Consider the following 22,532-nt stretch of genomic DNA (forward strand, 5'->3'; position numbering starts at 1 on the left):
TCATGCCTTGGCGTTGATGGTGCGCTGCATCTTCGCCTCGGCCCATCTCTGCTCGATGAACTGGCGGGCGTGGGCGGCCAGCGGGTTGTTGTCGTCCCAGGTGTCGCGCCAGATGCCGCAGACGCGGCTGAGCGCCTCGTCCACGATGGCGCTCGAGAAGCTTTCGAAGACCACGTCGCGGTCGTCGTAGCCGATGTCGACGAGGGCGGCGAAGATCGACGGAAAGTCGATGGTGCCGGTGCCGAGGTAGCCGCGATAGTTCTCGTTGAAATGGAAGTAGCGGCACTTGTCGCCGGCCATGCGGATGGCGGCAGCCGGGCTCGCTTCCTCGATGTTCATGTGGAAGGTGTCGAGGTGGAGGTAGACGTCGTCGCGGCCGGTGTCCTCGATGAACTTCAGCCCCTGCGCGGTGGTGTTGAGGAGGTTCGACTCGAAGCGGTTCACGACCTCGAGGACGATCTCGACGCCCGAGTCCTTCGCCACGTCCGCGGTGGCCGCGATGGCGCCGGCGCTGTTCATCCAGCCGTCCTCCGTAGGCATCGCGTCGTACTTGCCGTGCATCGAATAGAGGATGCCGCCGAGGCGGATGCCGCCGATATCGCGCACCGCCTTCACGGCGTCCGCCAGAAGTGCCGTGCCCTTCGCGACGATGGCCCTGTCGGTCGACGAGACGTCGGCCGTGGCCGGCAGGCCCATGGTCACGACGATCTCGATGTCGTTCTCCTGCGCCTTCTTTGCCAGCCGGTCGAGATCGAATTTCTCAGGTTTCAGGTAGGCGAACTCGATCATCCGGTAGCCATGCTCGGCCGCCTTGTCGAGCGCATACTCCAGCCCGTCCTGCGACTGACCGGCGGTCCAGACGAAAGAGTGTATTCCTAGGCGACGCATAAGTGTCTTCTCCGTGAGGCAAGCGGGGGGAGGCGGCTATTCGGCAGCCGCTTCGGTGATCTGTGTGGCGGTGTCGAGCAGAAGCCGCGCGGTGACGTCGTCGGTGACGAGGGTGTCGACGAGGCCGCGCAGGCAGGCGGCGCGAATGATGTGGACCTTGTGCGGCCCGGCGGCTGCGAGGATCTTCTCCTCGACCTTCGCGACCTGATCCAGCGGAATGCCGACCGTACGCTCGTCGATCGTCTTCGAGACCGAATGACCGTCGCGGTCGAGGAACTGGCCCAGGACGTCGCCGATGGCGCCGGCGCCGATCAGCGCCTGGGGCGACAGCTCTTTCGGCAGGCCGTTGGCGACAAGGAAGGACCGGGGCGACACGTCCGAGCACGTCAGGATGACGGCGTCGAGGGTGTCGAACTTGCGGAAGTGCTCGTTCAGGTCGGCCTGCGACAACAACAGGTCGCGGTCGATGCCTTCGCTCAGGTAGATGGGGGCGGTCAGGATCGAGTAGTGCGCGCCGAGGACGTCGGCGAAGCCCGAGACGATGCCGAAGGAATTGAATGTCGAGCCTTTCGCCGTGCCGCCCAGAAGAGAAACCACCTCGAGACCGGGCAGCGAATGGCGCTGAAGACGCCGGATCGCGGTTTCCAGCGTCAGGCCCCAGGACACGCCGAGGGAGCGCCAGTCGGCGACGCGCAACCGCTCGGACAGAAACGCCGCGAGGGCGGCGCCCACGGGGCGGTGATAATCATAGCTCCGGGGGTCGGCGGCGCCGATCACGACCCGGCCGATCCCTAGCGCATCGCGCAGACTGTCTTGAAGCTCGATGTTGGCGAGAAAGGGAGATTCGATGTGGATCTTGACCAGTCCCATGGCCTTCGCGCGCTGGATCGACTGATTAACGCGAAGACGCGTGACGCCCATCTTCGAGGCGATGTCGGCCTGCGTCATCTCGTTGACGAAGTAGTGCCAGCACACTTCCGTCAGAAAGACCTCGCTGTCCTCGACCAGCTCGCGGGGCATGTATGGCGATCCTCCCTCGGCCCGCCTTCGTCATAGCGGATCTTGCCGAGAAGATGCATCTTTTACATTTGCATTGCAATCCGAACATATGAAAATTTTCCCTTGCGTAAGTTTAGGGCGGGCCGCATGTTCGGAGACGTGTCGCGACTCGGTCCGGCGGCGAAAGCCGGTGCCGACTGCTTCGACAGACACAATTTTGGGAGGAAGCACATGACCTTTACACGCACGATCAGCGCCTCTGCGCTGGCACTTTCCGTCGCGGCTTCAGCCGCATTCGCGCAGGATCTGACCATCGAGAACGAAGACTGGTGGAAGGAAGCCGGGGCGCAGTTCAGCGGCGTCACGCTGCGCGGCGTAACGGAATCGACCCCGCCGTCCAACTTCATCTCGGACGTTCTCGCGCCCAAGTTCGAAGAGCTGACGGGCATCCGCGTCGACGTCGAGACGACGTCCTGGGATCAGATGTACGACAAGGCCATCAAGGACATGGAGGCCGGCACCGGCATCTATGACATGGTCTACATCGAACAGGACATCATCTATGCCTACCTGTCGCGCGACTTCCTCGTCGACGTGACGGCGGCGCTGGCCGAAAAGCCCGAGCTTAAGGCGCCGAACTACGACGAGGCGAACCTCACCACCTTCGCCGACAACTTCCGGGGCGAGAACGGAAACCTCTACGGCATTCCGATGGAGGCCTTCATCAAGGTCTACCTCTACCGGACCGATCTCTTCAACGACCCCGAGATCCAGGCTGCCTACAAGGAGAAGACCGGAGCCGACCTGAAGCCCGCCACGACCCACGAGGAGTACACGCAGATCGCGGACTTCTTCACCGAGTACATGCAGGGCAAGGGCGAAGACATCTGGGGCACGACCGCTCAGGCGCATACGGGTCACCCGGCGTCCTGGTACGAATTCTTCGAGTCCGTGGCGCCAACCTTCGGCGTCTACAACTGGGGCATCGACGCGGCCAACAACTACTCGGCCTCGGTCGAGAACGGCGGCACGATGAACTCGGCCGAGGCGAAAGAGGCGCTCGCATGGTGGCTGCACCTGCGCGACATCGCTCCGCCGGAGTCGGTGCAGTCGACCTGGACCGAAGTGGGCACAACCTTTGCCGCAGGACGCGCGGCGCAGGGTCTGGTCTACGGCGAGAACGCAGCCTGGATTGCCGCCGACGACACGAAGTCCAAGGTCGTCGGCAACGTGGGCGTCGCCCTTCCGCCGGTCGCGGAAGGCGTGATGGCAGCGGCGGAAGCCGGTGAAGGCTATATCGGCTACTACGACGGCGGCGCCTTCGGCCTGCCGGTGACGTCCAAGCAGCAGGACGCGTCGCTTCTGTTCCTGCAGTTCATGGCGCTGCCGGAAGTGCAGGAAGAATGGGCCGTGGCCGCACCGCGGATCACGCTGACCTCGACCTACGACTCGCCGAAGGTGGCCGAGCTCGACGCCGAACTCGGCGGCTACTACTCGATGCTCCGCGACCAGGGCAAACTCTTCAAGGGTGCGCCCGAGTATCCGTTCCACGCGCAGGTGCGCGAGGCGACGGCGCCGATCTTCTACCAGATCCTGACCGGCGCAGTCGGACCGGACGAGGGACTCGACCAGATGGCCGCCAAGGCCGAGGAAGAGCTGACGACGCTCGGCTACCGCAAGTAAGTCTTGCCTCGACGCGGGGCCGCCACCGAAGGTGGCCCCGCGACTTCCGGCGCAGCGCCCAAGGGGAGGGGACGATGCAATCCAACAAGCTCGGCTGGCTGTTCCTTGCGCCCACGATCCTGGTGCTGTTCCTGTTCGGCGTGCTGCCCTTCATCTACGTGCTCTGGGTGTCGTTCCATCAGTGGAACCCCTTCGCCGCCAACCCCAACATGATCTTCAACTGGGCCGACAACTATCGCGCCGTCGTCTTCGATGCGCAGTTCCTGGCCTCCCTCGGGGCCACTGTGGCCTTCGTCTTCTTCGCCGTCGTGACCGAGGTCATCATCGGCTACTTCCTCGCCCAGGCCTTCATGGGCGATTTCCCCGGCAAGGCGTTCTTCCGCACCATCCACACGCTGCCGCTGATCGTGGCGCCGATCATCGTGGGCTCGGTGTGGAAGCTGATGACGACGCCCTCCATCGGGATCATTCCGCATCTTCTCGACAACTGGTTCGGCCTGAACCTCAACATCGGGACAAGCGCGCTCGCGGCCTTCACGGTGACGGTGGTGATGGACGTCTGGCACTGGACGCCGCTGGTGACGCTGACGCTGATCGCGGCCCTCGTGTCATTGCCCGCCGACCCCTTCGAGCAGGCTCAGATCGACGGCGCCGGACCGCGCCAGATCTTCTGGCACATCACGCTGCCGATGATCGCCCCCGCTCTCGTCGCCACCGTCTTCATCCGCCTGATGGACGCGCTGCGCACGGTCGACGAGGTGCTGATGCTGACGGGCGGCGGACCGGGCTCGGCCACGCGCTATGTCGGGGTCCACATCTTCAAGGAGGTCTTCCCGAGGACGAACTACGGCTATGGTTCGGCCATCTCGGTGATCGTCCTCTACCTCACCATCGTCGTGTGCTGGATGCTCTACACGGGCCTCCTCGCGCCGCGCAAAGGCAAGGAGGGCTGAGATGCGCAAGAAGAGCCCCTGGATCTATGTCCCCTTCTGGATCGTCATCAGCTTCCTGACGCTGTTCCCGATCTACTGGCTGTTCGTCATCTCGGTGAAGCCGGCGGTGGACCTCTTCACCACGCCCGACATCCTGCTGACCAGCTTCTACTGGGACAACTACACCGAGGTCCTGAACGACCGCCTGCTGCGCAGCTACATGGTCAACTCGCTCATCATCTCGTCCGGAAATGCGGTTCTCTGCACCACGCTAGGCTTCTTCGCCTGCTACGCGCTGTCGCGCTTCAACATGAGCGGGAAGGAGTCGATCTTCTTCTGGACGATCACCAACCGGATGGCGCCGCCTGCGGTGTTCCTCCTGCCGCTGTTCCTGTTGATGACGCAGGTCTACAGGTTCGGGGACTTCACGCTGCTCGACACCCGGATCGGGATGATCCTGGTCTATTGCACCTTCAACCTGCCCTTCGCGATCTGGACGCTGAGACCCACGGTCGACGGCATCCCGCGCGAGCTGGACGAGGCCGCCTATGTCGATGGCGCGAGCCCCTGGAAGGTCATCACCGAGGTGGTCTTCCCGCTCTGTCGCCCCGGCCTCGCCGTGACGCTGATCCTGACCTGGGTCTTTGCCTGGAACGAGTACCTGCTGGCCGCGACGCTGACGAACTTCAACGCGCGCACGCTGACGACCGGCCTCTCCGAGTACGTCACGACGACGGGCACGGAATGGGGCATCATGGCCGCCATCTCGATCTTCACGCTGATCCCCGCGCTGATCGTCTTCGGCATGGTCCAGAAACACATCGTCGCGGGTCTGACCTTCGGCGCGGTCAAGGGATGACGGGAATGGAAACGCGCACGCCGACACCGCTCGCCGCAGCCAGCCTCGAGGAAGCTGAAACGTCCGTCGTCCCGGAAGGTCGCTCCGGCTTCCTTCCGATCGAGACGAACTGGTTCGACCGCCTGTTCATCTCGGTGGTTCTCTGGGTCGCGCTCTGCCTGTTCTGGTTCCGCTTCATCGAACCGCTCGGACTGTCTATCTGGATCGCCAACGCAATCGGGGTCGCCCTCGCGGTGATCCTCATCCGGAAAGGGTAGGGCGATGAAATCGCTTGTTCTCGAACGCAAGGACGACCTGTCGCTGCGCGACGTCCCCGAGATCGACCGCGCCGAGCAGGACCTCGGTCCGCATGACGTGCGGATCAAGCTGCACACCGTCGGGATCTGCGGCTCGGACGTCCACTACTATACTCACGGCAAGATCGGGCCCTTCGAAGTGAAGGCACCGATGATCCTGGGGCACGAGGCGTCGGGGACCGTGATCGAGACCGGCGCGGACGTGACGACGCTGAAGCCGGGCGACCGCGTCTGCATGGAGCCGGGCATCCCCGACCCGAACTCGAAAGCCACGCGGATGGGGATGTACAACATCGACCCCGCCGTGCGCTTCTGGGCGACGCCGCCCGTCCACGGCATCCTGCGTCCTACCTGCGTCCACCCCGAAGCCTTCACCTTCAAGCTGCCCGACACCGTCAGCTTCGCCGAAGCAGCGATGGTCGAACCCCTGGCGGTCGGCGTCCATGCCGCGACCAAGGCGCGGGTCAGGCCGGGCGATATCGCCGTGGTTCTGGGGGCGGGGCCGATCGGCCTTGTCACCGCTCTGTCGGCGCTCGCGGCGGGATGCGCGCGGGTCTATGTCACCGACATTGCCGAGAAGAAGCTCGAGATCGCGGGAAGCCTGAGCCGCGCCATCACGCCCGTGAACGTCACGAGCGAAAACCTCGTCGAGGTCGTGAAGCGCGACACCGACGGCTGGGGTGCGGACCTGGTGTTCGAGGCGACCGGGTCGCCGCGCGCGGCCGCCCAGATCTTCGAGCCCCTGGCGCCCGGCGGCTGCGTCGTGATGATCGGCGGCCAGCCCGATCCGATCAGCTATGACGCGGGTGCCGCCATGGTGCGCGAGGCGCGGGTCGAGAACATCTTCCGCTACGCCCACGTCTTTCCTCGCTGCGTTGCGATGCTGGCGTCCGGCGCCATCGACGTGAAGCCGCTCATCACCCGGACATTCGAATTCGACGACAGCGTGCACGCCTTCGAAGTCGCCGCCTCGGCCCCGCCCGCCGACGTGAAGATGCAGATCGTGCTGCCTCAATAAGAAAAGGGACAGGGACAATGGCAGGCGTCCAGATCGAGAACGTGACCAAGCGCTATGGCGCGGTTCAGGTCATGCACGGCGTGAGCGTCGACATCGCGGACGGCGAATTCGTCGTGCTGGTCGGTCCGTCAGGCTGCGGCAAGTCCACGCTTCTGCGGATGCTGGCCGGGCTGGAAGAGACCAGCACCGGCACCATCAGGATCGGCGAGAAGGTGGTCAACGACGTGCCGCCCAAGGAGCGGGACATCGCCATGGTGTTCCAGAGCTATGCGCTCTACCCGCACAAGACGGTCTTCGACAACATCGGCTTTCCGCTGAAGATGGCCAAGCGCCCGTCGTCCGAGATCGAGGCCAAGGTCCGAAGCGCCGCCGAGGTGCTGGACCTCGCGCATCTTCTCGACCGCTATCCGAAGCAGCTTTCGGGCGGCCAGCGCCAGCGCGTCGCCATGGGCCGCGCCATCGTGCGCGATCCGCAGGTGTTCCTGTTCGACGAGCCCTTGTCGAACCTCGACGCCAAGCTTCGCGTCACCATGCGGGTCGAGATCAAGGAGCTGCACCAGCGCCTTGGCACCACCATCGTCTATGTCACCCACGACCAGATCGAGGCGATGACGATGGCCGACAAGATCGTCGTCATGCGCGACGGCCGGGTCGAGCAGATCGGCGCGCCGCTGGAGCTTTACGACAATCCGGCCAACGTCTTCGTCGCGGGCTTCATCGGATCGCCCTCGATGAACTTCCTGCAGGGCGCGGTGACGGCGCGGGAAGGCGAAAAGGCCTTCGTCTCGGAAGGCGGCCTCGTCCTTCCTCTGCCCGAGACCCCGGCGAGCGAGGGTCAGAAGGTGACCTACGGCATCCGGCCCGAGCACATCCAGATCGGGCAGGGGGGCGTCCAACTCGACGTGGTGGTGGTCGAGCCCACGGGCTCGGAGACGCAGATATTCGCCAAGTCTGGCAAGGAACTGATCGACGCCGTCGTGAAGGACAGGATCGCCGCGCGTCCCGGAGAGAAGATCTCCTTCGGCTTCGACCCCGCGTCCGTTCATCTCTTCGACCGGGCGTCCGGTATCCGCATCTGAGGGCGCCGGACCCCTTGCCGACGCGCGCGGTGATCTTCGACCTCGACGGCTGCCTCGTGGACAGCGAGCCGCAGTCCCTCGATGCGCTGACGGCAGAGTTGCGCGCCGCCGGGCTTGCCGATGTCTCGACGGCCGAACTGGGCGAGAGATTTCTGGGCGTCTCGCTTGCGGTGATCCTGGACTGGGCGGCGGAAAGGGCAGGGCACCCGCTTCCGGGCGATATCGCCGACCGCTTCGAAGCGCGTCTTCTCGCGTCCTACCGCCACGGGTTGACCGTCATCGACGGGGTGCCGGACCTTCTGGACCGGCTCGCCAGCGACGGGATCGCCTGCGCCATCGCGACGGGCGGATCGGTGCGGCGCATGAACGAGACGCTGAGGATCTCCGGTCTCGCCTCCCGCTTCGCAGGCCGTGCGTTCAGCGCCGACGAGGTGGCGCAGGGCAAGCCCGCGCCGGATCTCTTCGAACTGGCCGCGCGACGGCTGGGCATTCCGCAAGACGCCTGCGTCGTGCTGGAGGATTCGCCCCACGGTATCGAAGGCGCGCGCCGGGCCGGGATGCGCGCCATCGGCTTTACCGGAGGCGCGCACCTCGACGGTCGGCGCGACGCACACGCCGATCTCCTGCGCGCGAAGGGTGCCGAGGCGGTGCTGTGCCGCATGGAGGGGATGGCCGAGGCGCTTCTCGCGCCGGTCAGGGGCTGACGATACACGACGACCATTGCGGCAAGGGTGCGGTGGCGCGTAATCTCGCTCCATGACCGCACGATCTTCCCGACGAGTTCTCCTGTCGCTGGCCCTGGCCGGGGCCGCTTCCGCCGCGCTGGCCGCCAGCCTGCCCGAACCCGACGCGGTCTTCGAGACCTTTCGCGACGCCGAGATCGAGCTTGGCCAGCTTCTGTTCTACGACCCCATCCTGTCGGGCAGCGGCGCCGTTGCCTGCGCCACCTGCCACCATCCACGCTTCGGCACTTCGGACGGGCTGTCCCTCGGACTCGGCGACGGCGCGAAGGGACTTGGCCCCGACCGTGTGACCGACCCCGGGAACATGCCCGAAGAGCGCGTGCCGCGGAACGCAACCGCGCTCTTCAACCTCGGAGCGGCCGAATTCACCCGCATGTTTCACGACGGTCGGCTGGAGGCAGATCCCTCCCGCCCCTCGGGACTGAGGACGCCTCTCGAGGACGACATGGTGATGGGCTTCGATTCAGCTCTGGCCGCGCAGGCGATGTTTCCCGTGCTGTCGCCGGACGAGATGGCGGGGCACTATCAGGAGAACGACGTCTCGACCGCGGTGCGGCAGGGCCTGCTGACAAGCGACGGTGGGGCCTGGGACAGGCTGGCCGCGCGGATCGAGGCGATCCCAGAGTATCGAGCCCGCTTCGACGCCGTCATCGGCCGCGAAGCACCCGTGACCTTCGCCGATATCGCGAACGCCATCGCCGCCTTCATCGCCTTCGAATGGCGCGCGGACGACAGCCCGTTCGACCGCTACCTGCGCGACGGGACACCGATGTCCCCCGACGCCACGGCGGGAATGGAGCTGTTCTACGGCAAGGCGGGATGCGGCTCCTGCCACTCGGGCCAGTTCCAGACCGACCACGACTTCCACGCCATCGCCATGCCGCAGATCGGGCCGGGCAAGAAGGAACGCTTCGAGTCGAGCTTCAAGGATGTGGGCCGGATGCGCGTGACGGGGCTGGCCGAGGACGCCTACCGTTTCCGCACGCCGTCGCTGCGGAACGTGACCAAGACCGCGCCCTACGGACACGCCGGGGCCTATGCGACGCTGGAAGGGGCGGTGCGCCATCACCTTGACCCCGAAGCCTCGTTGAGAGCCTACGACGCGACGCAGGCCGTGCTGCCGGACCTTGGGGGTCACGACGATCTGGTCGCGCTGCACGACACCGCCGAGACCGACGCCATCGCCGCGGCCAACGAGCTGGCGCCTGTGTCGCTGGACGACTCCGAAGTGGCGCAAATCCTCGCGTTTCTCGAGGCTCTGACGGATCCGAAAGGGCTGGAAGGGCGTCTGGGGGTCCCGAAGACCGTGCCGAGCGGGAAGCCCGTCGATCAGTAGCCCGTCTCGATGGTCAGTGTGGCGCCGTTGCGCACTGCGCGCAGGGTCTGGCTGGTGTCGACCGCGACCCAGTCGCTGACCGTGCCGTCGGGCCAGGTCACGCGCAGGTCCGCCTCTTCGGTCGGTCCAAGCCCGAAATGCTCGGGCACGAGGGACCCGCCCGCGTGGCCTCCGCCGACGGTCATTTGCCGCGACTGGATGCGTTCGCCCGTCCGCACGTCGATCCATGCGCCCACGGCGAAGGGGTTGATCCCGTCCTGGCGCAATTCGACTGCGATCCAGCCGCCCTCGGACGGCGTGACGTTCCGATAGACCTCCAACGGCGCGCGGCGGTTGACGACGGCGAGGTCGAGCAGTCCGTCGGCGTTCAGGTCGACCATCGCCGCGCCCCGGCTTCGCGCCATGCTGGCCACGCCCGCCTTGTCGCCCCATTCGTCGAAAGTGCCGTCCTCGGCCTGCACCAGCAGGTTGTTCGGATCCCTCATGGCGGTCGAGGGCATCTGCTCGACGTTGCCCTTGGCGACGAAGATGTCGTCGCGCCCGTCGTTCTGGACGTCCCCGAAGGCGACGTGCCACCCCGTCGAGGCGCGGCCATCGTCGCCCACATAGGGCCGCTGCGCCGCGATGCCGATGTCCCAGTGCGCGTCCTCGTAGGTCGGACCCGTGGCGCCCGGCTTCAGCGACTGAAGCTTCTGGTCGCCCATGCTGGTCAGATAGACCTCGGGCAGGCCGTCTCCGTTCAGGTCGCGCTCGGCGATGCCCATACCCCAGATGCTGTAGGCCTGCCAGCCGTCGTCCTTGCCGTAAAGCCGAGGGGTCTTCTCCATCGCCCACATCTGTTCCTCGCCGGTGCGGACGTAATAGTGGCGGTCGTTCGACACGCGCAGGTCCGACCGGCCGTGGCGGCCCCAGTCCGAGAACAGCATCGACAGGGTGCAGTGACCCGGCGCCAGTGTCATGGGCGCGGCGTAGGTGTCGCCCTCCGGCCGCAGAAGGAGGTTGTCGTCACAGGCCTCGAACGGACCCTTGGGGTCCGCGCGGTCGACGTAGTTGCCGACGGCGAGGGTGGGAAGGGTTCGGCCCGCCTCCCAGGTCGCGGAAAAGGCCGTGGCCCAGCCTTGGCCGAGGTCGATGCCGAGGCCGTCGAAGGGCGCGAAGCGACAGTCGCCCTGGCCCTTCAGCACGTGCGAGCCGCCGACGCCGAGAACGACGAGGTCGAGGATGCCGTCGCTGTCGATGTCGAGCGGATAGGCGCCCGTCGTTTCGGACAACGCAAGCTCCTCCGGCGTCGCGACCTCGAGATGGACGGCGCCGCCCGACTGGGAGCGGTTGAGAAACAGCGCGGCCGGGTTTGTGCCGCCTGCGGCATAGAGTTCGGGCAAGGCATCGCCGTTGCAGTCGAAGGCGGCCAGCCCGCCGCCGACGAAATGTTCCCATCCGCCGGCGTAGACGTGCTCGGGCACCTGAACCGGCTCGAAGGCGGGATCGGCGACCGCCACCGAGGCCGAGAGGCCAAGGACAATGGCGCCGCGGACCGCCCCCGCCACGCTCAGATGTCCTGATCGGCCGGCAGAAGAACGAGGTCGCGCACGGTAGCGTTGCGCGGCCGCGTCAGCATGAAGACGACCGCGTCGGCCACGTCCTCGCACCTCAGGCCCGCGCGCGCCGCGACGGCCTCCTCGATCTTGACCGGATCGACCGAGCCCCAGAGCTCGTTCAGCACGATGCCGGGCGCGATGGCGCCGACACGGATGTCGTGCTTCGAGACCTGCCGGCGCAAGCCGTGAACGAAGGACTGCACGGCGTGTTTCGATGCCGAATAGACCGGCTCCCACTGGATCGCCTGATGACCCGAGACCGAACTCGTCACGATGATGTCGCCGCCCTTCCGCTCGATCATGCCGGGCAGGGCGCGGCGAATGGCGCGAAAGACGGCCGAGACGTTCACCTGGATCAGGCGGTCCATGTCGTCGGGGTCGCTGTCGATCAGGTCGCCGGGCAGGTAGAGGCCGGCGTTGGCGTGGAGGATGTCGAGATGGCCGAGAGCCGTCTCTGCCTCGCGCACCAGGCGGTCGACCTCGGCCGGATCGTCGAGGTCGGCCACGATGACAACGTGGTCGCCGCCCAACTCCGAGGCAAGTGCCTCCAGCCGCTCCTGCGACCGGCCCGTCATCGCGACGCGAACGCCCTCTGCGGCGAGCGTCCGCGCCACGGCGCGCCCGATCCCGCTGGAGGCGCCTGTGACCAGGGCGGTCTTGCCGTCGAGCGTCCCCGCCATCACAGGTTGACCGCGCCCGGTCCGGGTGTGGCATTGGGCGGGCACTTGCCGGCGATGATCATGCCCAGGATCTCGTCCTGTGTGACTTCGTTCACCTTGGCGCTGCCGACGATCTCGCCGTTCTTCATCACCGTCACGCGGTCCGCGAGGTCGGTGACGTCGTGGAGGTCGTGGCTGATGAGGAAGATGCCGATCCCTTCGGCCTTGAGCTGCTTGATGAGTTCGCCCACCTGCGCCGTTTCGGCCGGTCCAAGCGCCGCCGTGGGCTCGTCCATGATGAGGATGCGGGCGTTGAAATGGATCGCGCGCGCGATGGCCACGGATTGCCGCTGGCCGCCGGAGAGGGCCTTCACCGGCTCCTTGAAACGCCGGAAGTTCGGGTTGAGGCGGCCCATCACCTTGCGGCACTCGGCCTCCATCGCCACGTCGTCGAGCGTACCGTAGGCAGTCATCAACTCTCGCCCGAGGTAGAGGTTCGCGGCGGCGTCGACGTTGTCGGCCAGTGCCAGCGTCTGGTAGATCGTCTCGATCCCAAGCGCCTTGGCGTCGCGGGGATTGTAGATCTCGACCTGCTTTCCATCGACGTAGATTTCGCCTTGGTCGCGTCTGTAGGCGCCGGACAGGATCTTGATCAGCGTCGACTTGCCTGCGCCGTTGTGGCCGAGAAGGCCCACGACTTCGCCGGGGTAGAGGTCGATGCTGGCATGATCGACGGCCTTGATGCCGCCGAAGGCGATCGAGATGTCACGCATTTCGACAAGGGGTGTCGTCATCGCCTGTCTCCTCACTTCAGCCTGCGGCGGTACATCTGGTCGAGCCAGACCGCGAACACGAGAACCCCGCCCACCACCATGTCCTTGTAGGCGCTTTCGAAGTTCAGAAGCGTCATGCCCGATTGCAGCGACTGCATCACGAGCGCACCAAGGATCGCGCCGTAGATCGTGCCGAGACCGCCGGCGAGCGAGGTGCCCCCGATGACCGCGGCGGCGATGGTGTAGAGTTCGTCGAAAAGCCCCAGCGCATTCGAGGCCGCGTCGAGGCGCGCGGCCGAGATGCAGGCCGAGATGCCCGCGAGGGTTCCCATCAGGGCGAAGACCCAGACCGTCAGGCGCTTGGTGTTGATGCCGGCGAGTTCGGCCGCCTCGGGGTTGCCGCCGGTGGCATAGATGTAGCGACCGAAGCGCGTCTTGGTGGCGAGGAATGTCATCACGATGCCAACGCCGAGTGCGATCAGGACCGGCAGCGCGTAGCCGAACGAAATGTCCAGGCCCTCTTCGGGAACGGTCACGTTGTTCTGCTCGGCCCATCTGTTCACGACGCCGGTCGGCCAGTAGTAGCGGTTGATGACGTAGGTCGCGCCCAGCACCAGCACGCAGCCGGTGACGGCGAGGAAGGTCTCGGCCCAGACCGGGCGGAGCGGGAACTCGAACTTGCGCCGCTGCTTGCGGCCATAGAGCAGGCCCGCGACGATGCCCGCGCAGATCAGGAAGGCGATGCCCCAACTTGCGGTGGCTCCGATGGAGCCGGGCGTGGTGCCCGAGATGCCGCCGCCGATCAGCTTGAACGTCTTGTCCATGGGGGCGACGGTTTCTCCCCGGATCACCGCCCAGGACGCGCCGCGCCAGAAGATCAGGCCGCCGAGCGTCACTATGAAGGCCGGGATGCCGGCATAGGCGATCAGCGCCCCGTGGATTGCGCCGATGCTGCCGCCCAGCGCCAGCGCGCAGACCAGTGCGATGACCCAGATCAGCGGGTGGCCGATCGGCAGGCCCAATTGCGGCAACCAGAAGACCTGGAGGCTTCCGATCACCACCGCCACGAAGGCGAGGATCGAGCCGACCGACAGGTCGATGTGGCGCATGACGATGACGAGGACCATGCCCGTCGCCATGACGGCGATGGAGGACGTCTGCACCAGCAGGGTCCAGATGTTTCGTGCCGTCAGGAAGGTGCCGCCGAAGAGCCCGTCGCTTGGCCGCAGCATTCCGCTGTAGATGTCGAAGCCGACCCAGATCGCCACAAGCGCGCCGATCATGCCGAGGATGCGCGAGTCGATCTCGGTCGCGCGCAGAAAGCGGGTCAGGGCGGAGTCGCGGTTGCGCGATGCCGCGCCGGTGCCGCCGGTTGCAGTGTCTGTCATGGTGGCCTCCCCCACGGCGCCGGTTCATGCCGGCTTCGCCGTCAATCCTGCGCCGCGGAGTGCGCGGCGCAGGTCGATGTCATGGTCGGGTCAGGATCAGTCGCAGGCGGGGACCGAACCGGCGGTGACGCCGGCGCAGACCTTTTCCTTCGCGACCCAGCCGGCGTCGATCACCTCGGCCAGCTTGTCCTGGGTGATCGCGTTCGGCGCGATCAGGAAGGCCGGAACTTCGACGCCCTTCGGGCCGCCATTGAAGGTGCTGACGCCGTCGAGTGTGGTGACGTCGGTGCCTTCGGCGATCTGGTTGGCATACTCCGCGGCGGTCTTGCCGAGGACGCGGGCGTCCTTCCAGACCGACACGAGTTGGGTGCCGAGCGCCACGCGGTTCAGCGCGGCGTGGTCGCCGTCCTGGCCGGTGACCGGAACCGAGCCGGCCATGCCCTGCGCTTCAAGCGCCGAGACGACGCCGCCCGCCATGCCGTCGTTCTCGGAGACGACCGCGTCGATGGCGTTGTTGTTGGCCGCGAGGCACTGTTCCATGTTGCGCTGCGCCTGGTCGGGCTTCCAGCCGTCCGTGAAGGTCTCGCAGACGTTCTTGATCGCGCCCGAGTCGATGTTTGGCTGGAGCACTTCCATGATGCCCTGGAACAGGAAGGTCGCGTTCGGGTCGCCCTTGTCGCCCTTGATGAAGGCGAAGTTGCCCTCGGTCTTGCCCTTCTCGAGCATCGTCTGGGCCATCAGGCGGCCGACGCCGACGTTGTCGAAGGTGACATAGAGCGCGTTCGGATCTTCCACGAGCACGTCGTAGGAGATCATCTTCACGCCCGAGTCGGCGGCAAGCTGGAACGACGGCAGGATGGCGTCGGAGTCATAGGCGACGACCATGATGACGTCGACGCCCTGGTTCACGAGACCCTCGATGTCGGCGGCCTGCTTGGAGGCCGAGAGCTGAGCGTCGGTCGAGATGTAGGTGTTGCCGGCGGCCTCGACGACTTCCTTGATCGCGGCTTCGTCGGTCTTCCAGCGCTCTTCCTGGAACGTCTTCCAGGACACGGCGATGGTCTTGCCCTCGGCGAAAGACGCGGCGGGCATCACGCTGGCGAGCGCAACGCTGGCCAGCAGAGTCTTGACTGCAAATTTCATGGTGTATCCTCCCAGAGTACCATTATAGAGGACTTATTTAATTCGATCCTCGAAAAAATAACTGGCGGAACGGCTCCGTTCTGTCAAGAATAAAGCAGGGGAGGGCCCGCGATTTCGCGGGCTTCAGGGAGATCCGCGAAGCCAGTGGTGGGACCGACGCCAGCCGCCGCGATTCAGCGTTCCGACGACCTGCGTCGCCAGAACAAGCGTCGCATCCTTGCGGCCTTGCGGGTCCAGCGTGCGCTCGCCCGGACCGAACTGGCTGCGGCGACAGGGCTCAGCGCCTCGACGGTCAGCGCCGCCACGTCCGAGTTGATCGCGACCGGACATCTCGTCGAAGCCGACCTTACGCCCGCGCCCGATGACGATACGGCACGGTCGGCCGGGGGCAGGGGTCGTCCGCGCGTCGCGCTGTCGCGCCGGCCGGGCGCCGCCTCGGTCGCGGCGCTGACCATCACGGTGAACGCCATCCAGGTCGACCTCGTGGACTTCGCCGGCGACACGATCTGCACGCGCTCGGAGCCCTCGCGCACGGGAAGCCTCGCGCAGGCCGATTTCGCCTCGAGAATTTCCTCCCTCGTCGAGACGGCGCTCGCCGCAGCGCCGAAAGGCACAGGGCCCCTGTCGTCGGTCGCCGTAGCCGTGCAGGGGGTCGTCGACGCAGAGGGCGAGGTGCTGCACTGGTCGCCCATGTCTCCGCACCGGAACGTGGGGCTGGCCGCCGAACTGTCGCGGACGCTCGGAGCCGAGGTGCGGCTCGCCAACGACGCCGACATGATCGCGGCGGCGCTGCACCACGACGAGCCCGAGCGTTTCGGCGGGGATTTCGCCGCGATCCTTCTGTCCTACGGCGTCGGCATGGGCATGTTCCTTGGCGGCACGCTTTTTCACGGTGCGCGCACCTCGGCGGCAGAGATCGGGCATGTGCCCTTCGAGGCGGGCGGCGCGCTGTGCCGCTGCGGCCGCTTCGGCTGCGTCGAGGCCTATGCCAGCGAATACGGCATCTGGCGCGCCGCGACGGGCGCGGACCCCCGCGTCGTGCCGGCCGAGCCGCCCGACCGCGCGGCGATGGCGGGCATCGCGGCGCGTGCGGCAGCGGGTGACGCCTGCGCCATCGAGGCCTACCGGACGGCGGGCCGGGCCCTCGGACATGCCGTCCTGACGCTCTACACCGTGTTCGACCCCGTGACCGTCGCCTTCGTCGGCTCGGGCGCGCTGGCCTTCGATCTGTGGGAGCCGGTGGTGCGCGAGGCGCTCTGCGGTCCCAGCACGGGCCTGCCCTACGAGGGGGCGCTGTTCTACGGCTATCCCGAGAACATCGGCCTGATGAGCCGGGGCGCCGTCATCACGGCGCTTTCCAACCTCGACAGAACCATCGACGTCGACCGGCTTCAGTCAGGCTGACGCGGTCCCGGCGATCTGTTTGTGCCTCGGGCGAAGCGGGTGCAATCTGCCCGGGACGCGAGCGCAGAGGCGATCCATGCACGACGACTTCCAGGACATCCGCGACGGCATCCGCGCGCTCTGCGCCCAGTTTCCCGATGAGTACCACCGAAAGATCGATGCCGAGCGCGGCTATCCGGAGGCCTTCGTCGAGGCGTTGACCCGCGAAGGCTGGATGGCCGCGCTGATCCCCGAGGAGTACGGCGGCTCGGGCCTTGGCCTCACCGAGGCCAGCGTCATCATGGAGGAGATCAACCGGCAGGGCGGCAACTCGGGCGCCTGTCATGGCCAGATGTACAACATGAACACCCTCGTCCGGCACGGGTCCGAGGAGCAGAAGCGCCGCATCCTGCCGAAACTCGCCAGTGGAGAACTGCGGCTCCAGAGCATGGGCGTGACCGAGCCCACGACCGGCACCGACACGACGCAGCTCAAGACGACCGCCGTCCGGAAGGGCGACCGCTATGTCGTCAACGGGCAGAAGGTCTGGATCAGCCGGGTGCAGCATTCGGACCTGATGATCCTTCTTGCGCGCACCACACCCCTGTCCGAGGTCTCGAAGAAGTCGGACGGTCTCTCGATCTTCCTCGTCGACGTGAAGGAGGCGATGGCGAAGGGGATGGAGGTCAAGCCGATCGCCAACATGGTCAACCACGAGACCAACGAGCTGTTCTTCGACGACCTGGAAATCCCGGCAGACAACCTGATCGGAGAGGAAGGCAAGGGATTCAAATACATCCTGACCGGCCTTAACGCGGAACGCACGCTGATCGCGGCCGAGTGCATCGGCGACGGCTACTGGTTCACCGACCGGGTGACGAAATACGTCTCGGAGCGCCACGTCTTCGGCCGTCCGATCGGCCAGAACCAGGGCGTGCAGTTCCCGATCGCTGAAGCCTTCATCGAGGTCGAGGCGGCGAACCTGATGCGCTGGAAGGCCTGCCGGCTCTACGATGAAGGCAAGCCCTGCGGAGCCGAGGCGAACATGGCGAAGTACCTGGCCGCCAAGGCGTCCTGGGAGGCGGCCAACGCCTGTCTCCAGTTCCACGGCGGCTTCGGCTTCGCCTGCGAATACGACGTCGAGCGCAAGTTCCGCGAGACGCGGCTCTACCAGGTGGCGCCGATCTCGACGAACCTGATCCTCTCCTACGTGGCCGAGCATGTCCTCGGCCTGCCGAGGTCGTTCTGATGCTGCCTCTGCAGGGCCTCACGGTCGTCGCCGTCGAACAGGCCGTCGCCGCGCCCTTCTGCACCGCGCGCCTGGCGGATGCAGGCGCCGAAGTCATCAAGATCGAACGGCCCGAGGGCGATTTCGCGCGCGGCTACGATGCGGTCGCGGCGGGGCAGTCGAGCTATTTCGTCTGGCTGAACCGGGGCAAGACCAGCGTGACGCTGGACCTGGGGTCGGAGGCGGGGAAGGCGCGGCTCTCCGATCTGATCGCAGGCGCGGACGTCCTCGTCCAGAACCTGAAGCGCGGCGCGCTGGCCCGGCTGGGCTTCGATCCCTTCGCGCTGCGGACGGCGAACCCGCGCCTTATCACCTGCTCGATCACGGGCTACGGGGAGGAGGGTCCCTTCGCCGACCGCAAGGCCTACGACCTGCTGATCCAGGCGGAATCCGGCCTCTGCTCGATCACCGGCGGCCCGGGCGAGCCGGCCCGTGTCGGCGTCTCTCTCGTCGACATCGCGACCGGGGCGACCGCGCACGCGGCGATCCTCGAGGCGCTGATCCGGCGCGGCGTGACGGGCGAGGGGGCGGCGATCTCGGTCTCGATGTTCGACGTGATGGCCGACTGGCTGACCGTGCCGCTTCTGAACCACGAGGGCGGACGGACGCCGCAGCGCGTCGGGATGGCGCATCCCTCCATCGCGCCCTACGGGATCTTCACGGCGAAGGACGGCGCGCAGATCCTGATCTCGGTCCAGAGCGACCGCGAATGGCGCGCCCTTTGCGCCACGTTCCTCGGCAAGCCCGAACTGGGCCTCGACCCCCGCTTCGCCACCAATGTCGCCCGCGTCGCGCACAGAGACGAGACGGACGGCGCGGTGGCCGAGGGGTTTGCCCGCATGACGGAGGACGAGGCGACGGCTGCGCTTCTGGAGGCGGATGTCGCACTCGCGGCGGTCAACGACATGGCGGGACTGTCGGCGCATCCGCACCTGCGCCGCATCACGGTGGGCACGCCGAACGGCCCCGTCAGCTATCCCGCCCCGGGGCCGCTCTGGTATGGCGAGGACCGCGCCTATGGCGATGTGCCAGCCTTGAACCCGTCCGCCTGAAGGAGACCGCCCATGTCCCGACTGCCGCCCCCGATCCTGTCTCATGTCTGCGATCTCGAAGTGGACCTCGACCCGATCTTGGAGATGGGAACCGGCCGCGCGGGGCATCGGCGCATCGTGCCGATCATCGGCGGACGGGTCGAAGGCCCTCGCTTGAACGGACGCATCCTGAACCTCGGCGCGGACTGGCAGACGGTCTTCGCAGATGGCATGGCCGAACTCGACACGCGCTATGCCATCGAGACCGACGACGGCGCCCTGATCGAGATCCGCAACTACGGACTTCGCCACGGCCCGCCCGAAGTCATCGCCGCGATCGCGCGGGGCGAGGAGGTCGATCCCTCGACCTACTACATGCGCACCCATGCGCGGCTCGAGACAGGGGACACGCGCTACGCTTGGGTCAACGGCACGCTCTTCGTCGGCAACGGTGCGCGTCTGGCGGGGAAGGTGGTCGTGTCGCTCTTCGCGCTGGAGTGACGTCTCAGCCCATGGTGCGGGGCAGCCAGAGCACCAGCGAGGGTACGGCGACGAGGAGTGCGAGCCGCAGAATGTCCGCCGCGACGAAGGGCAGGACGCCCTTGAAGATCGTCGGCAGCGAGATGTCCCGCGCTATGGAGTTGATGACGAAGACGTTCATCCCGACCGGCGGCGTGATGAGGCCAAGCTCGACCGTCATCACGATGATGACGCCGAACCAGATCGGGTCGAACCCCATCTGGGTCACGACGGGAAAGACGATGGGAACCAGAAGGATGATCATCGCCATCGCGTCGAGGATGCAGCCCATGATGACGAAGAAGACCAGGATCAGGGCAAGCGTCCCGTAGGCGCCAAGCTCCAGCGACACGAGCCAGGCGGTGATCTTCTGCGGGCTCTGCGTCACGGCGAGGAAGTAGCCGAAGAGGATGGCGCCGATCAGGATGGTGTAGATCGCGACCGAGGTGCGCAGCGCCTCGATCAGGCTGTCGAGCAGCAGCCGCGCTGTCAGCCGCCCGCGCAGGATGCCGATGAGCGCCGTCAGCACCGATCCCACCGCCGCCGCCTCGGTTGCGGTGGAGAAACCGAAGTAGATGCTGCCGATGATCGCGATGAAGAGGACGAGTACGGCCCAGACGCCCGCCAGTGACCGGACGGCCTCGCCGAGATCGAAGGCTTCGCCCGCGGGCAGTCTGCGGCCGTGGGCGATGCGGACGGCGGCCATGTACATCAGGATCGCGATGAAGCCCGGCACGATCCCCGCCACGAACAGGCGGCCCACGTCTTGTTCCGTGATGTAGCCATAGACTGCCAGCACCACGGAGGGCGGGATCAGGATGCCGAGCGTCCCGCCCGCGGCGATGACGCCGGTCGAGACGTCGTCAGGGTAGCCCGCGCGCTTCATCTCGGGCAGCGCGATCTTGGTCATCGTGGCGGCGGTGGCGACCGACGAGCCGCAGATCGCGGCGAAGCCGGCGCAGGCGCCGATGGTCGACATCGCCATCCCGCCCCGCATGAAGCCGAACCAGTGCCGCCCGGCGCGGAACAGCTCGCGGGACATGCCCGAGTTGGTTGCGAGGACGCCCATCAGCACGAAGAACGGGATGAGCGTCAGGTTGAAGTCCGTGACGGTGCGGATCGGCGACTGCGCCAGCAGGTTCAGCGCGGGTTTCGGCCCGGTCACCGCCGCGAAGCCGCCGACGCCGACGAGGCCCATGGCGACGCCGATCGGAACGCGCAGAATCATCATGGCGAACAGCGCCACGAAGCCCGCGACGGCGATCATGTCGCCGCTCATGCGTCGGGCTCTCCGGTCTCGATGCTCTCGAAATGGTCCAGCGTGCCGCGCCCCGTGACGATCAGGATGAGACGCGCGAGGATGGCGGGCAGGCTTACGGCGACGCCGAGCCAGATCAGCGCCATCATAGGCCAGGCGGGCATCCTCAGGTCCATCGTCGACTCGCCGCTGCCCGCCGCCGAGGACACCCGCCCGAACATCTTCCAGGTCAGAAGTGCCGCGAAGATCAGCAGGACCGTCCAGGCGAAGGTGTCGATCCAGCGGCGCGTGCCGGGCCGGACCCATTCGGCCAGGAGATCGACCTTGATGTGCGACCCGCGATACCCGACCGAGGCGAAGCCCCACATGATCGCGGCCCCGAGCAGCAGGCGCGAAAGGTCGAAGGCGTCGGGCAGGGGATAGGCGAAGAGGTAACGCCCGATGGCCGAGGCCACGACGAGAAGCGTGACGAGGCCCATGATGATACCCGCCACCGCCTCGATGGCGTGTGCGATCCGTTCGAGGAGGCTGGCAAGACGCTGCATGGGTGTCGGGGAGGGCGGCGGCGTCCGCCGCCCGTCCTGGTCAGAAGCGGCTGTCGTGACGCTCGAGCGCCTCGACGTAGCCCTGGTAGAGCGTTTCGGCGTCGGCACCCACATCGGTCTTCCACTGGTCGATCAGCGGCTGCGCGGCGTCGCGCCACATCTGCACCTCTTCCTCGGTCGGCTCGTAGAGCGTGTGTTCGCCCGAGTCGATCATCTTCTGGCGGCCCGAAGCTTCGTTCTCGGCCCAGCCTTCCGAGAACTTGCGCGACCATTCCGGCGTGCAATGGTCGTCGAGGATCGCGCGCAGATCCTCGGGCATCCCGTTGTAGGTGTCCTTGTTGATGAGAAGGAGCTGCGCAGAGATGTAGAACGGCATGTCGAGATGATACTTCGTCTCGCTGTCGATCCCGAAGATGTAGATCGAGTTCCACGGGAAGGTGATGGCGTCCGCCGTGCCGTTGGCGATGGCCTCGCGGGCTTCGGGGGCGGGCACCTGGACCGGTCCGCCGCCAAGTCCGCTGATGAAGCGGGCCATGGTGGCGTGGGCAGGGCGCACGTTCAGGCCGCTGACGTCCGCAGGGACCTTGATCGGGTTCTTGGAATGGAAGGTGCCCGGATCATGCGGGTTCGCGATGCAGAACTTGACGTCCGACATCTCGGTCTCGGCGATCGGCGCATACCATTCGTGCATCGCCTGAGCGCCGCCGACGGCGTTGTTGGCGTGGAACGGGATCTCGACGAGGCTGTAGATCGGGAAGCGCCCGGCCTGGTAGCCGGGGTTGGTGTAGGTGATGTCGGCGATGCCGTCGCGCGCCATGTCGTAATGGTCGGGCGCCGCGCCGAGTTGCTGCGCGGGGAAGACCTGCACGGCGATCCGGCCATCCGAGGCCTCGCTAAGGGACTGGATCCAGGGCTCGATGCCAAGGGTGTGGACGGGGTGCGTCGGCGGAAGCCAGTGCGAGAGGCGAAGCGTCACCTCCTGGGCCTGGGCCGTGCCGGTAATGCAAAGGGTTGCGGCAATCGCCGCGATGGTGCGCGTGGACATGGGTGTCCTCCCTGAATGAGCGACTCGTGGCGGTCGTTTACCGGGTCAACAATGACCGAGGATAACCTT

22 protein-coding genes are annotated in these 22,532 nt (G+C 66.5%); 12 read left to right on the forward strand and 10 right to left on the reverse strand.

The window, feature by feature from the left end; translation table 11 throughout:
• Both C8D95_RS04645 and C8D95_RS04650 read right to left on the reverse strand, forming a co-directional pair.
• Nucleotides 1-888 (reverse strand): sugar phosphate isomerase/epimerase family protein, encoded by an 888-nt coding sequence (locus C8D95_RS04645; RefSeq protein ID WP_109758013.1) that lies wholly within the window; start codon nucleotides 886-888, stop codon nucleotides 1-3.
• A 36-nt stretch (nucleotides 889-924) separates the two neighbouring features.
• Nucleotides 925-1,908 carry a sugar-binding transcriptional regulator gene (locus C8D95_RS04650; RefSeq protein ID WP_109758014.1) on the reverse strand — a complete coding sequence of 328 codons (984 nt, stop codon included), beginning with the start codon at nucleotides 1,906-1,908 and terminating at the stop codon, nucleotides 925-927.
• 210 nt (nucleotides 1,909-2,118) lie between these two features.
• On the opposite strand from C8D95_RS04650, the gene C8D95_RS04655 reads away from it, so the two are divergent.
• From C8D95_RS04655 to C8D95_RS04690, 8 genes are all read left to right on the forward strand, one after another.
• A complete protein-coding gene (locus tag C8D95_RS04655) occupies nucleotides 2,119-3,570 on the forward strand; it encodes an extracellular solute-binding protein (protein ID WP_109758516.1) in 1,452 nt (483 codons plus the stop codon).
• 74 nt (nucleotides 3,571-3,644) lie between these two features.
• Nucleotides 3,645-4,523: a carbohydrate ABC transporter permease gene (locus tag C8D95_RS04660; protein ID WP_109758015.1), complete on the forward strand. Its 879-nt coding sequence runs from the start codon at nucleotides 3,645-3,647 to the stop codon at nucleotides 4,521-4,523.
• 1 nt (nucleotide 4,524) lies between these two features.
• On the forward strand, nucleotides 4,525-5,361 hold the full coding sequence (locus C8D95_RS04665; RefSeq protein WP_109758016.1) for a carbohydrate ABC transporter permease: 837 nt from the start codon (nucleotides 4,525-4,527) through the stop codon (nucleotides 5,359-5,361).
• A gap of 5 nt (nucleotides 5,362-5,366) precedes the next feature.
• Nucleotides 5,367-5,618, forward strand: coding sequence for a DUF2160 family membrane protein (locus C8D95_RS04670; RefSeq protein ID WP_109758017.1), 252 nt, complete (start codon nucleotides 5,367-5,369; stop codon nucleotides 5,616-5,618).
• 4 nt (nucleotides 5,619-5,622) lie between these two features.
• On the forward strand, nucleotides 5,623-6,675 hold the full coding sequence (locus C8D95_RS04675; RefSeq protein WP_109758018.1) for an NAD(P)-dependent alcohol dehydrogenase: 1,053 nt from the start codon (nucleotides 5,623-5,625) through the stop codon (nucleotides 6,673-6,675).
• A gap of 17 nt (nucleotides 6,676-6,692) precedes the next feature.
• Nucleotides 6,693-7,754: an ABC transporter ATP-binding protein gene (locus C8D95_RS04680; protein ID WP_109758019.1), complete on the forward strand. Its 1,062-nt coding sequence runs from the start codon at nucleotides 6,693-6,695 to the stop codon at nucleotides 7,752-7,754.
• 14 nt (nucleotides 7,755-7,768) lie between these two features.
• The gene (locus C8D95_RS04685; RefSeq protein ID WP_109758020.1) at nucleotides 7,769-8,458 is read left to right on the forward strand and encodes an HAD family hydrolase; all 690 of its coding nucleotides are present in this window, start codon (nucleotides 7,769-7,771) and stop codon (nucleotides 8,456-8,458) included.
• A gap of 52 nt (nucleotides 8,459-8,510) precedes the next feature.
• The gene (locus C8D95_RS04690) at nucleotides 8,511-9,833 is read left to right on the forward strand and encodes a cytochrome-c peroxidase (RefSeq protein WP_109758021.1); all 1,323 of its coding nucleotides are present in this window, start codon (nucleotides 8,511-8,513) and stop codon (nucleotides 9,831-9,833) included.
• Here the strand turns inward: C8D95_RS04690 and C8D95_RS04695 are convergent.
• The 5 genes from C8D95_RS04695 to C8D95_RS04715 form a co-directional block, all read right to left on the reverse strand.
• Nucleotides 9,827-11,380 carry a CRTAC1 family protein gene (locus C8D95_RS04695; protein ID WP_241239675.1) on the reverse strand — a complete coding sequence of 518 codons (1,554 nt, stop codon included), beginning with the start codon at nucleotides 11,378-11,380 and terminating at the stop codon, nucleotides 9,827-9,829. The genes C8D95_RS04690 and C8D95_RS04695 overlap by 7 nt on opposite strands.
• A 2-nt stretch (nucleotides 11,381-11,382) precedes the next feature.
• The gene (locus C8D95_RS04700; RefSeq protein ID WP_109758022.1) at nucleotides 11,383-12,111 is read right to left on the reverse strand and encodes an SDR family oxidoreductase; all 729 of its coding nucleotides are present in this window, start codon (nucleotides 12,109-12,111) and stop codon (nucleotides 11,383-11,385) included.
• A complete protein-coding gene (locus C8D95_RS04705) occupies nucleotides 12,111-12,884 on the reverse strand; it encodes an ATP-binding cassette domain-containing protein (RefSeq protein WP_109758023.1) in 774 nt (257 codons plus the stop codon). Before C8D95_RS04705 ends, C8D95_RS04700 begins: the two co-directional genes overlap by 1 nt.
• 11 nt (nucleotides 12,885-12,895) lie before the next feature.
• Nucleotides 12,896-14,251 (reverse strand): sugar ABC transporter permease, encoded by a 1,356-nt coding sequence (locus C8D95_RS04710; RefSeq protein WP_109758024.1) that lies wholly within the window; start codon nucleotides 14,249-14,251, stop codon nucleotides 12,896-12,898.
• A 96-nt stretch (nucleotides 14,252-14,347) separates the two neighbouring features.
• Entirely contained in the window at nucleotides 14,348-15,394 is a 1,047-nt protein-coding gene (locus C8D95_RS04715) for a substrate-binding domain-containing protein (RefSeq protein ID WP_109758025.1), read from the reverse strand.
• 147 nt (nucleotides 15,395-15,541) lie between these two features.
• Between C8D95_RS04715 and C8D95_RS04720 the strand changes: the two genes are divergently transcribed.
• The 4 genes from C8D95_RS04720 to C8D95_RS04735 all read left to right on the forward strand — a co-directional run bounded on the left by C8D95_RS04720 (nucleotide 15,542) and on the right by C8D95_RS04735 (nucleotide 19,597).
• The gene (locus tag C8D95_RS04720) at nucleotides 15,542-16,798 is read left to right on the forward strand and encodes an ROK family transcriptional regulator (protein ID WP_126918580.1); all 1,257 of its coding nucleotides are present in this window, start codon (nucleotides 15,542-15,544) and stop codon (nucleotides 16,796-16,798) included.
• 76 nt (nucleotides 16,799-16,874) lie between these two features.
• On the forward strand, nucleotides 16,875-18,026 hold the full coding sequence (locus C8D95_RS04725) for an acyl-CoA dehydrogenase family protein (RefSeq protein WP_109758027.1): 1,152 nt from the start codon (nucleotides 16,875-16,877) through the stop codon (nucleotides 18,024-18,026).
• On the forward strand, nucleotides 18,026-19,117 hold the full coding sequence (locus tag C8D95_RS04730; protein WP_109758028.1) for a CaiB/BaiF CoA transferase family protein: 1,092 nt from the start codon (nucleotides 18,026-18,028) through the stop codon (nucleotides 19,115-19,117). Before C8D95_RS04725 ends, C8D95_RS04730 begins: the two co-directional genes overlap by 1 nt.
• A gap of 12 nt (nucleotides 19,118-19,129) precedes the next feature.
• On the forward strand, nucleotides 19,130-19,597 hold the full coding sequence (locus C8D95_RS04735) for a DUF3237 domain-containing protein (protein ID WP_109758029.1): 468 nt from the start codon (nucleotides 19,130-19,132) through the stop codon (nucleotides 19,595-19,597).
• Between the two features lie 4 nt (nucleotides 19,598-19,601).
• Here C8D95_RS04735 and C8D95_RS04740 read toward each other — a convergent pair whose 3' ends face one another.
• From C8D95_RS04740 to C8D95_RS04750, 3 genes are read right to left on the reverse strand one after another with little or no spacing between them, the layout of a single operon-like run.
• On the reverse strand, nucleotides 19,602-20,894 hold the full coding sequence (locus C8D95_RS04740) for a TRAP transporter large permease (RefSeq protein ID WP_109758030.1): 1,293 nt from the start codon (nucleotides 20,892-20,894) through the stop codon (nucleotides 19,602-19,604).
• Complete coding sequence (locus C8D95_RS04745) at nucleotides 20,891-21,418, reverse strand: TRAP transporter small permease (protein ID WP_109758031.1); 528 nt, start codon at nucleotides 21,416-21,418, stop codon at nucleotides 20,891-20,893. The genes C8D95_RS04740 and C8D95_RS04745 overlap by 4 nt, the downstream gene beginning before the upstream one ends.
• 40 nt (nucleotides 21,419-21,458) lie before the next feature.
• Entirely contained in the window at nucleotides 21,459-22,463 is a 1,005-nt protein-coding gene (locus tag C8D95_RS04750) for a TRAP transporter substrate-binding protein (protein WP_109758032.1), read from the reverse strand.
• Nucleotides 22,464-22,532: the final 69 nt, after the last annotated feature.

Origin of the sequence: Silicimonas algicola, assembly GCF_003148765.1 — a bacterium.
GTDB lineage: Bacteria > Pseudomonadota > Alphaproteobacteria > Rhodobacterales > Rhodobacteraceae > Silicimonas > Silicimonas algicola.

Coding starts and splice junctions, on each gene's coding strand:
- C8D95_RS04705 (WP_109758023.1), bottom strand. CDS start 12,884: ATGACGACACCCCTTGTCGAAATGCGTGACATCTCGATCGCCTTCGGC.
- C8D95_RS04690 (WP_109758021.1), top strand. CDS start 8,511: ATGACCGCACGATCTTCCCGACGAGTTCTCCTGTCGCTGGCCCTGGCC.
- C8D95_RS04710 (WP_109758024.1), bottom strand. CDS start 14,251: ATGACAGACACTGCAACCGGCGGCACCGGCGCGGCATCGCGCAACCGC.
- C8D95_RS04730 (WP_109758028.1), top strand. CDS start 18,026: ATGCTGCCTCTGCAGGGCCTCACGGTCGTCGCCGTCGAACAGGCCGTC.
- C8D95_RS04745 (WP_109758031.1), bottom strand. CDS start 21,418: ATGCAGCGTCTTGCCAGCCTCCTCGAACGGATCGCACACGCCATCGAG.
- C8D95_RS04675 (WP_109758018.1), top strand. CDS start 5,623: ATGAAATCGCTTGTTCTCGAACGCAAGGACGACCTGTCGCTGCGCGAC.
- C8D95_RS04680 (WP_109758019.1), top strand. CDS start 6,693: ATGGCAGGCGTCCAGATCGAGAACGTGACCAAGCGCTATGGCGCGGTT.
- C8D95_RS04645 (WP_109758013.1), bottom strand. CDS start 888: ATGCGTCGCCTAGGAATACACTCTTTCGTCTGGACCGCCGGTCAGTCG.
- C8D95_RS04665 (WP_109758016.1), top strand. CDS start 4,525: ATGCGCAAGAAGAGCCCCTGGATCTATGTCCCCTTCTGGATCGTCATC.
- C8D95_RS04650 (WP_109758014.1), bottom strand. CDS start 1,908: ATGCCCCGCGAGCTGGTCGAGGACAGCGAGGTCTTTCTGACGGAAGTG.
- C8D95_RS04725 (WP_109758027.1), top strand. CDS start 16,875: ATGCACGACGACTTCCAGGACATCCGCGACGGCATCCGCGCGCTCTGC.
- C8D95_RS04715 (WP_109758025.1), bottom strand. CDS start 15,394: ATGAAATTTGCAGTCAAGACTCTGCTGGCCAGCGTTGCGCTCGCCAGC.
- C8D95_RS04700 (WP_109758022.1), bottom strand. CDS start 12,111: ATGGCGGGGACGCTCGACGGCAAGACCGCCCTGGTCACAGGCGCCTCC.
- C8D95_RS04735 (WP_109758029.1), top strand. CDS start 19,130: ATGTCCCGACTGCCGCCCCCGATCCTGTCTCATGTCTGCGATCTCGAA.
- C8D95_RS04655 (WP_109758516.1), top strand. CDS start 2,119: ATGACCTTTACACGCACGATCAGCGCCTCTGCGCTGGCACTTTCCGTC.
- C8D95_RS04670 (WP_109758017.1), top strand. CDS start 5,367: ATGGAAACGCGCACGCCGACACCGCTCGCCGCAGCCAGCCTCGAGGAA.
- C8D95_RS04660 (WP_109758015.1), top strand. CDS start 3,645: ATGCAATCCAACAAGCTCGGCTGGCTGTTCCTTGCGCCCACGATCCTG.
- C8D95_RS04740 (WP_109758030.1), bottom strand. CDS start 20,894: ATGAGCGGCGACATGATCGCCGTCGCGGGCTTCGTGGCGCTGTTCGCC.
- C8D95_RS04750 (WP_109758032.1), bottom strand. CDS start 22,463: ATGTCCACGCGCACCATCGCGGCGATTGCCGCAACCCTTTGCATTACC.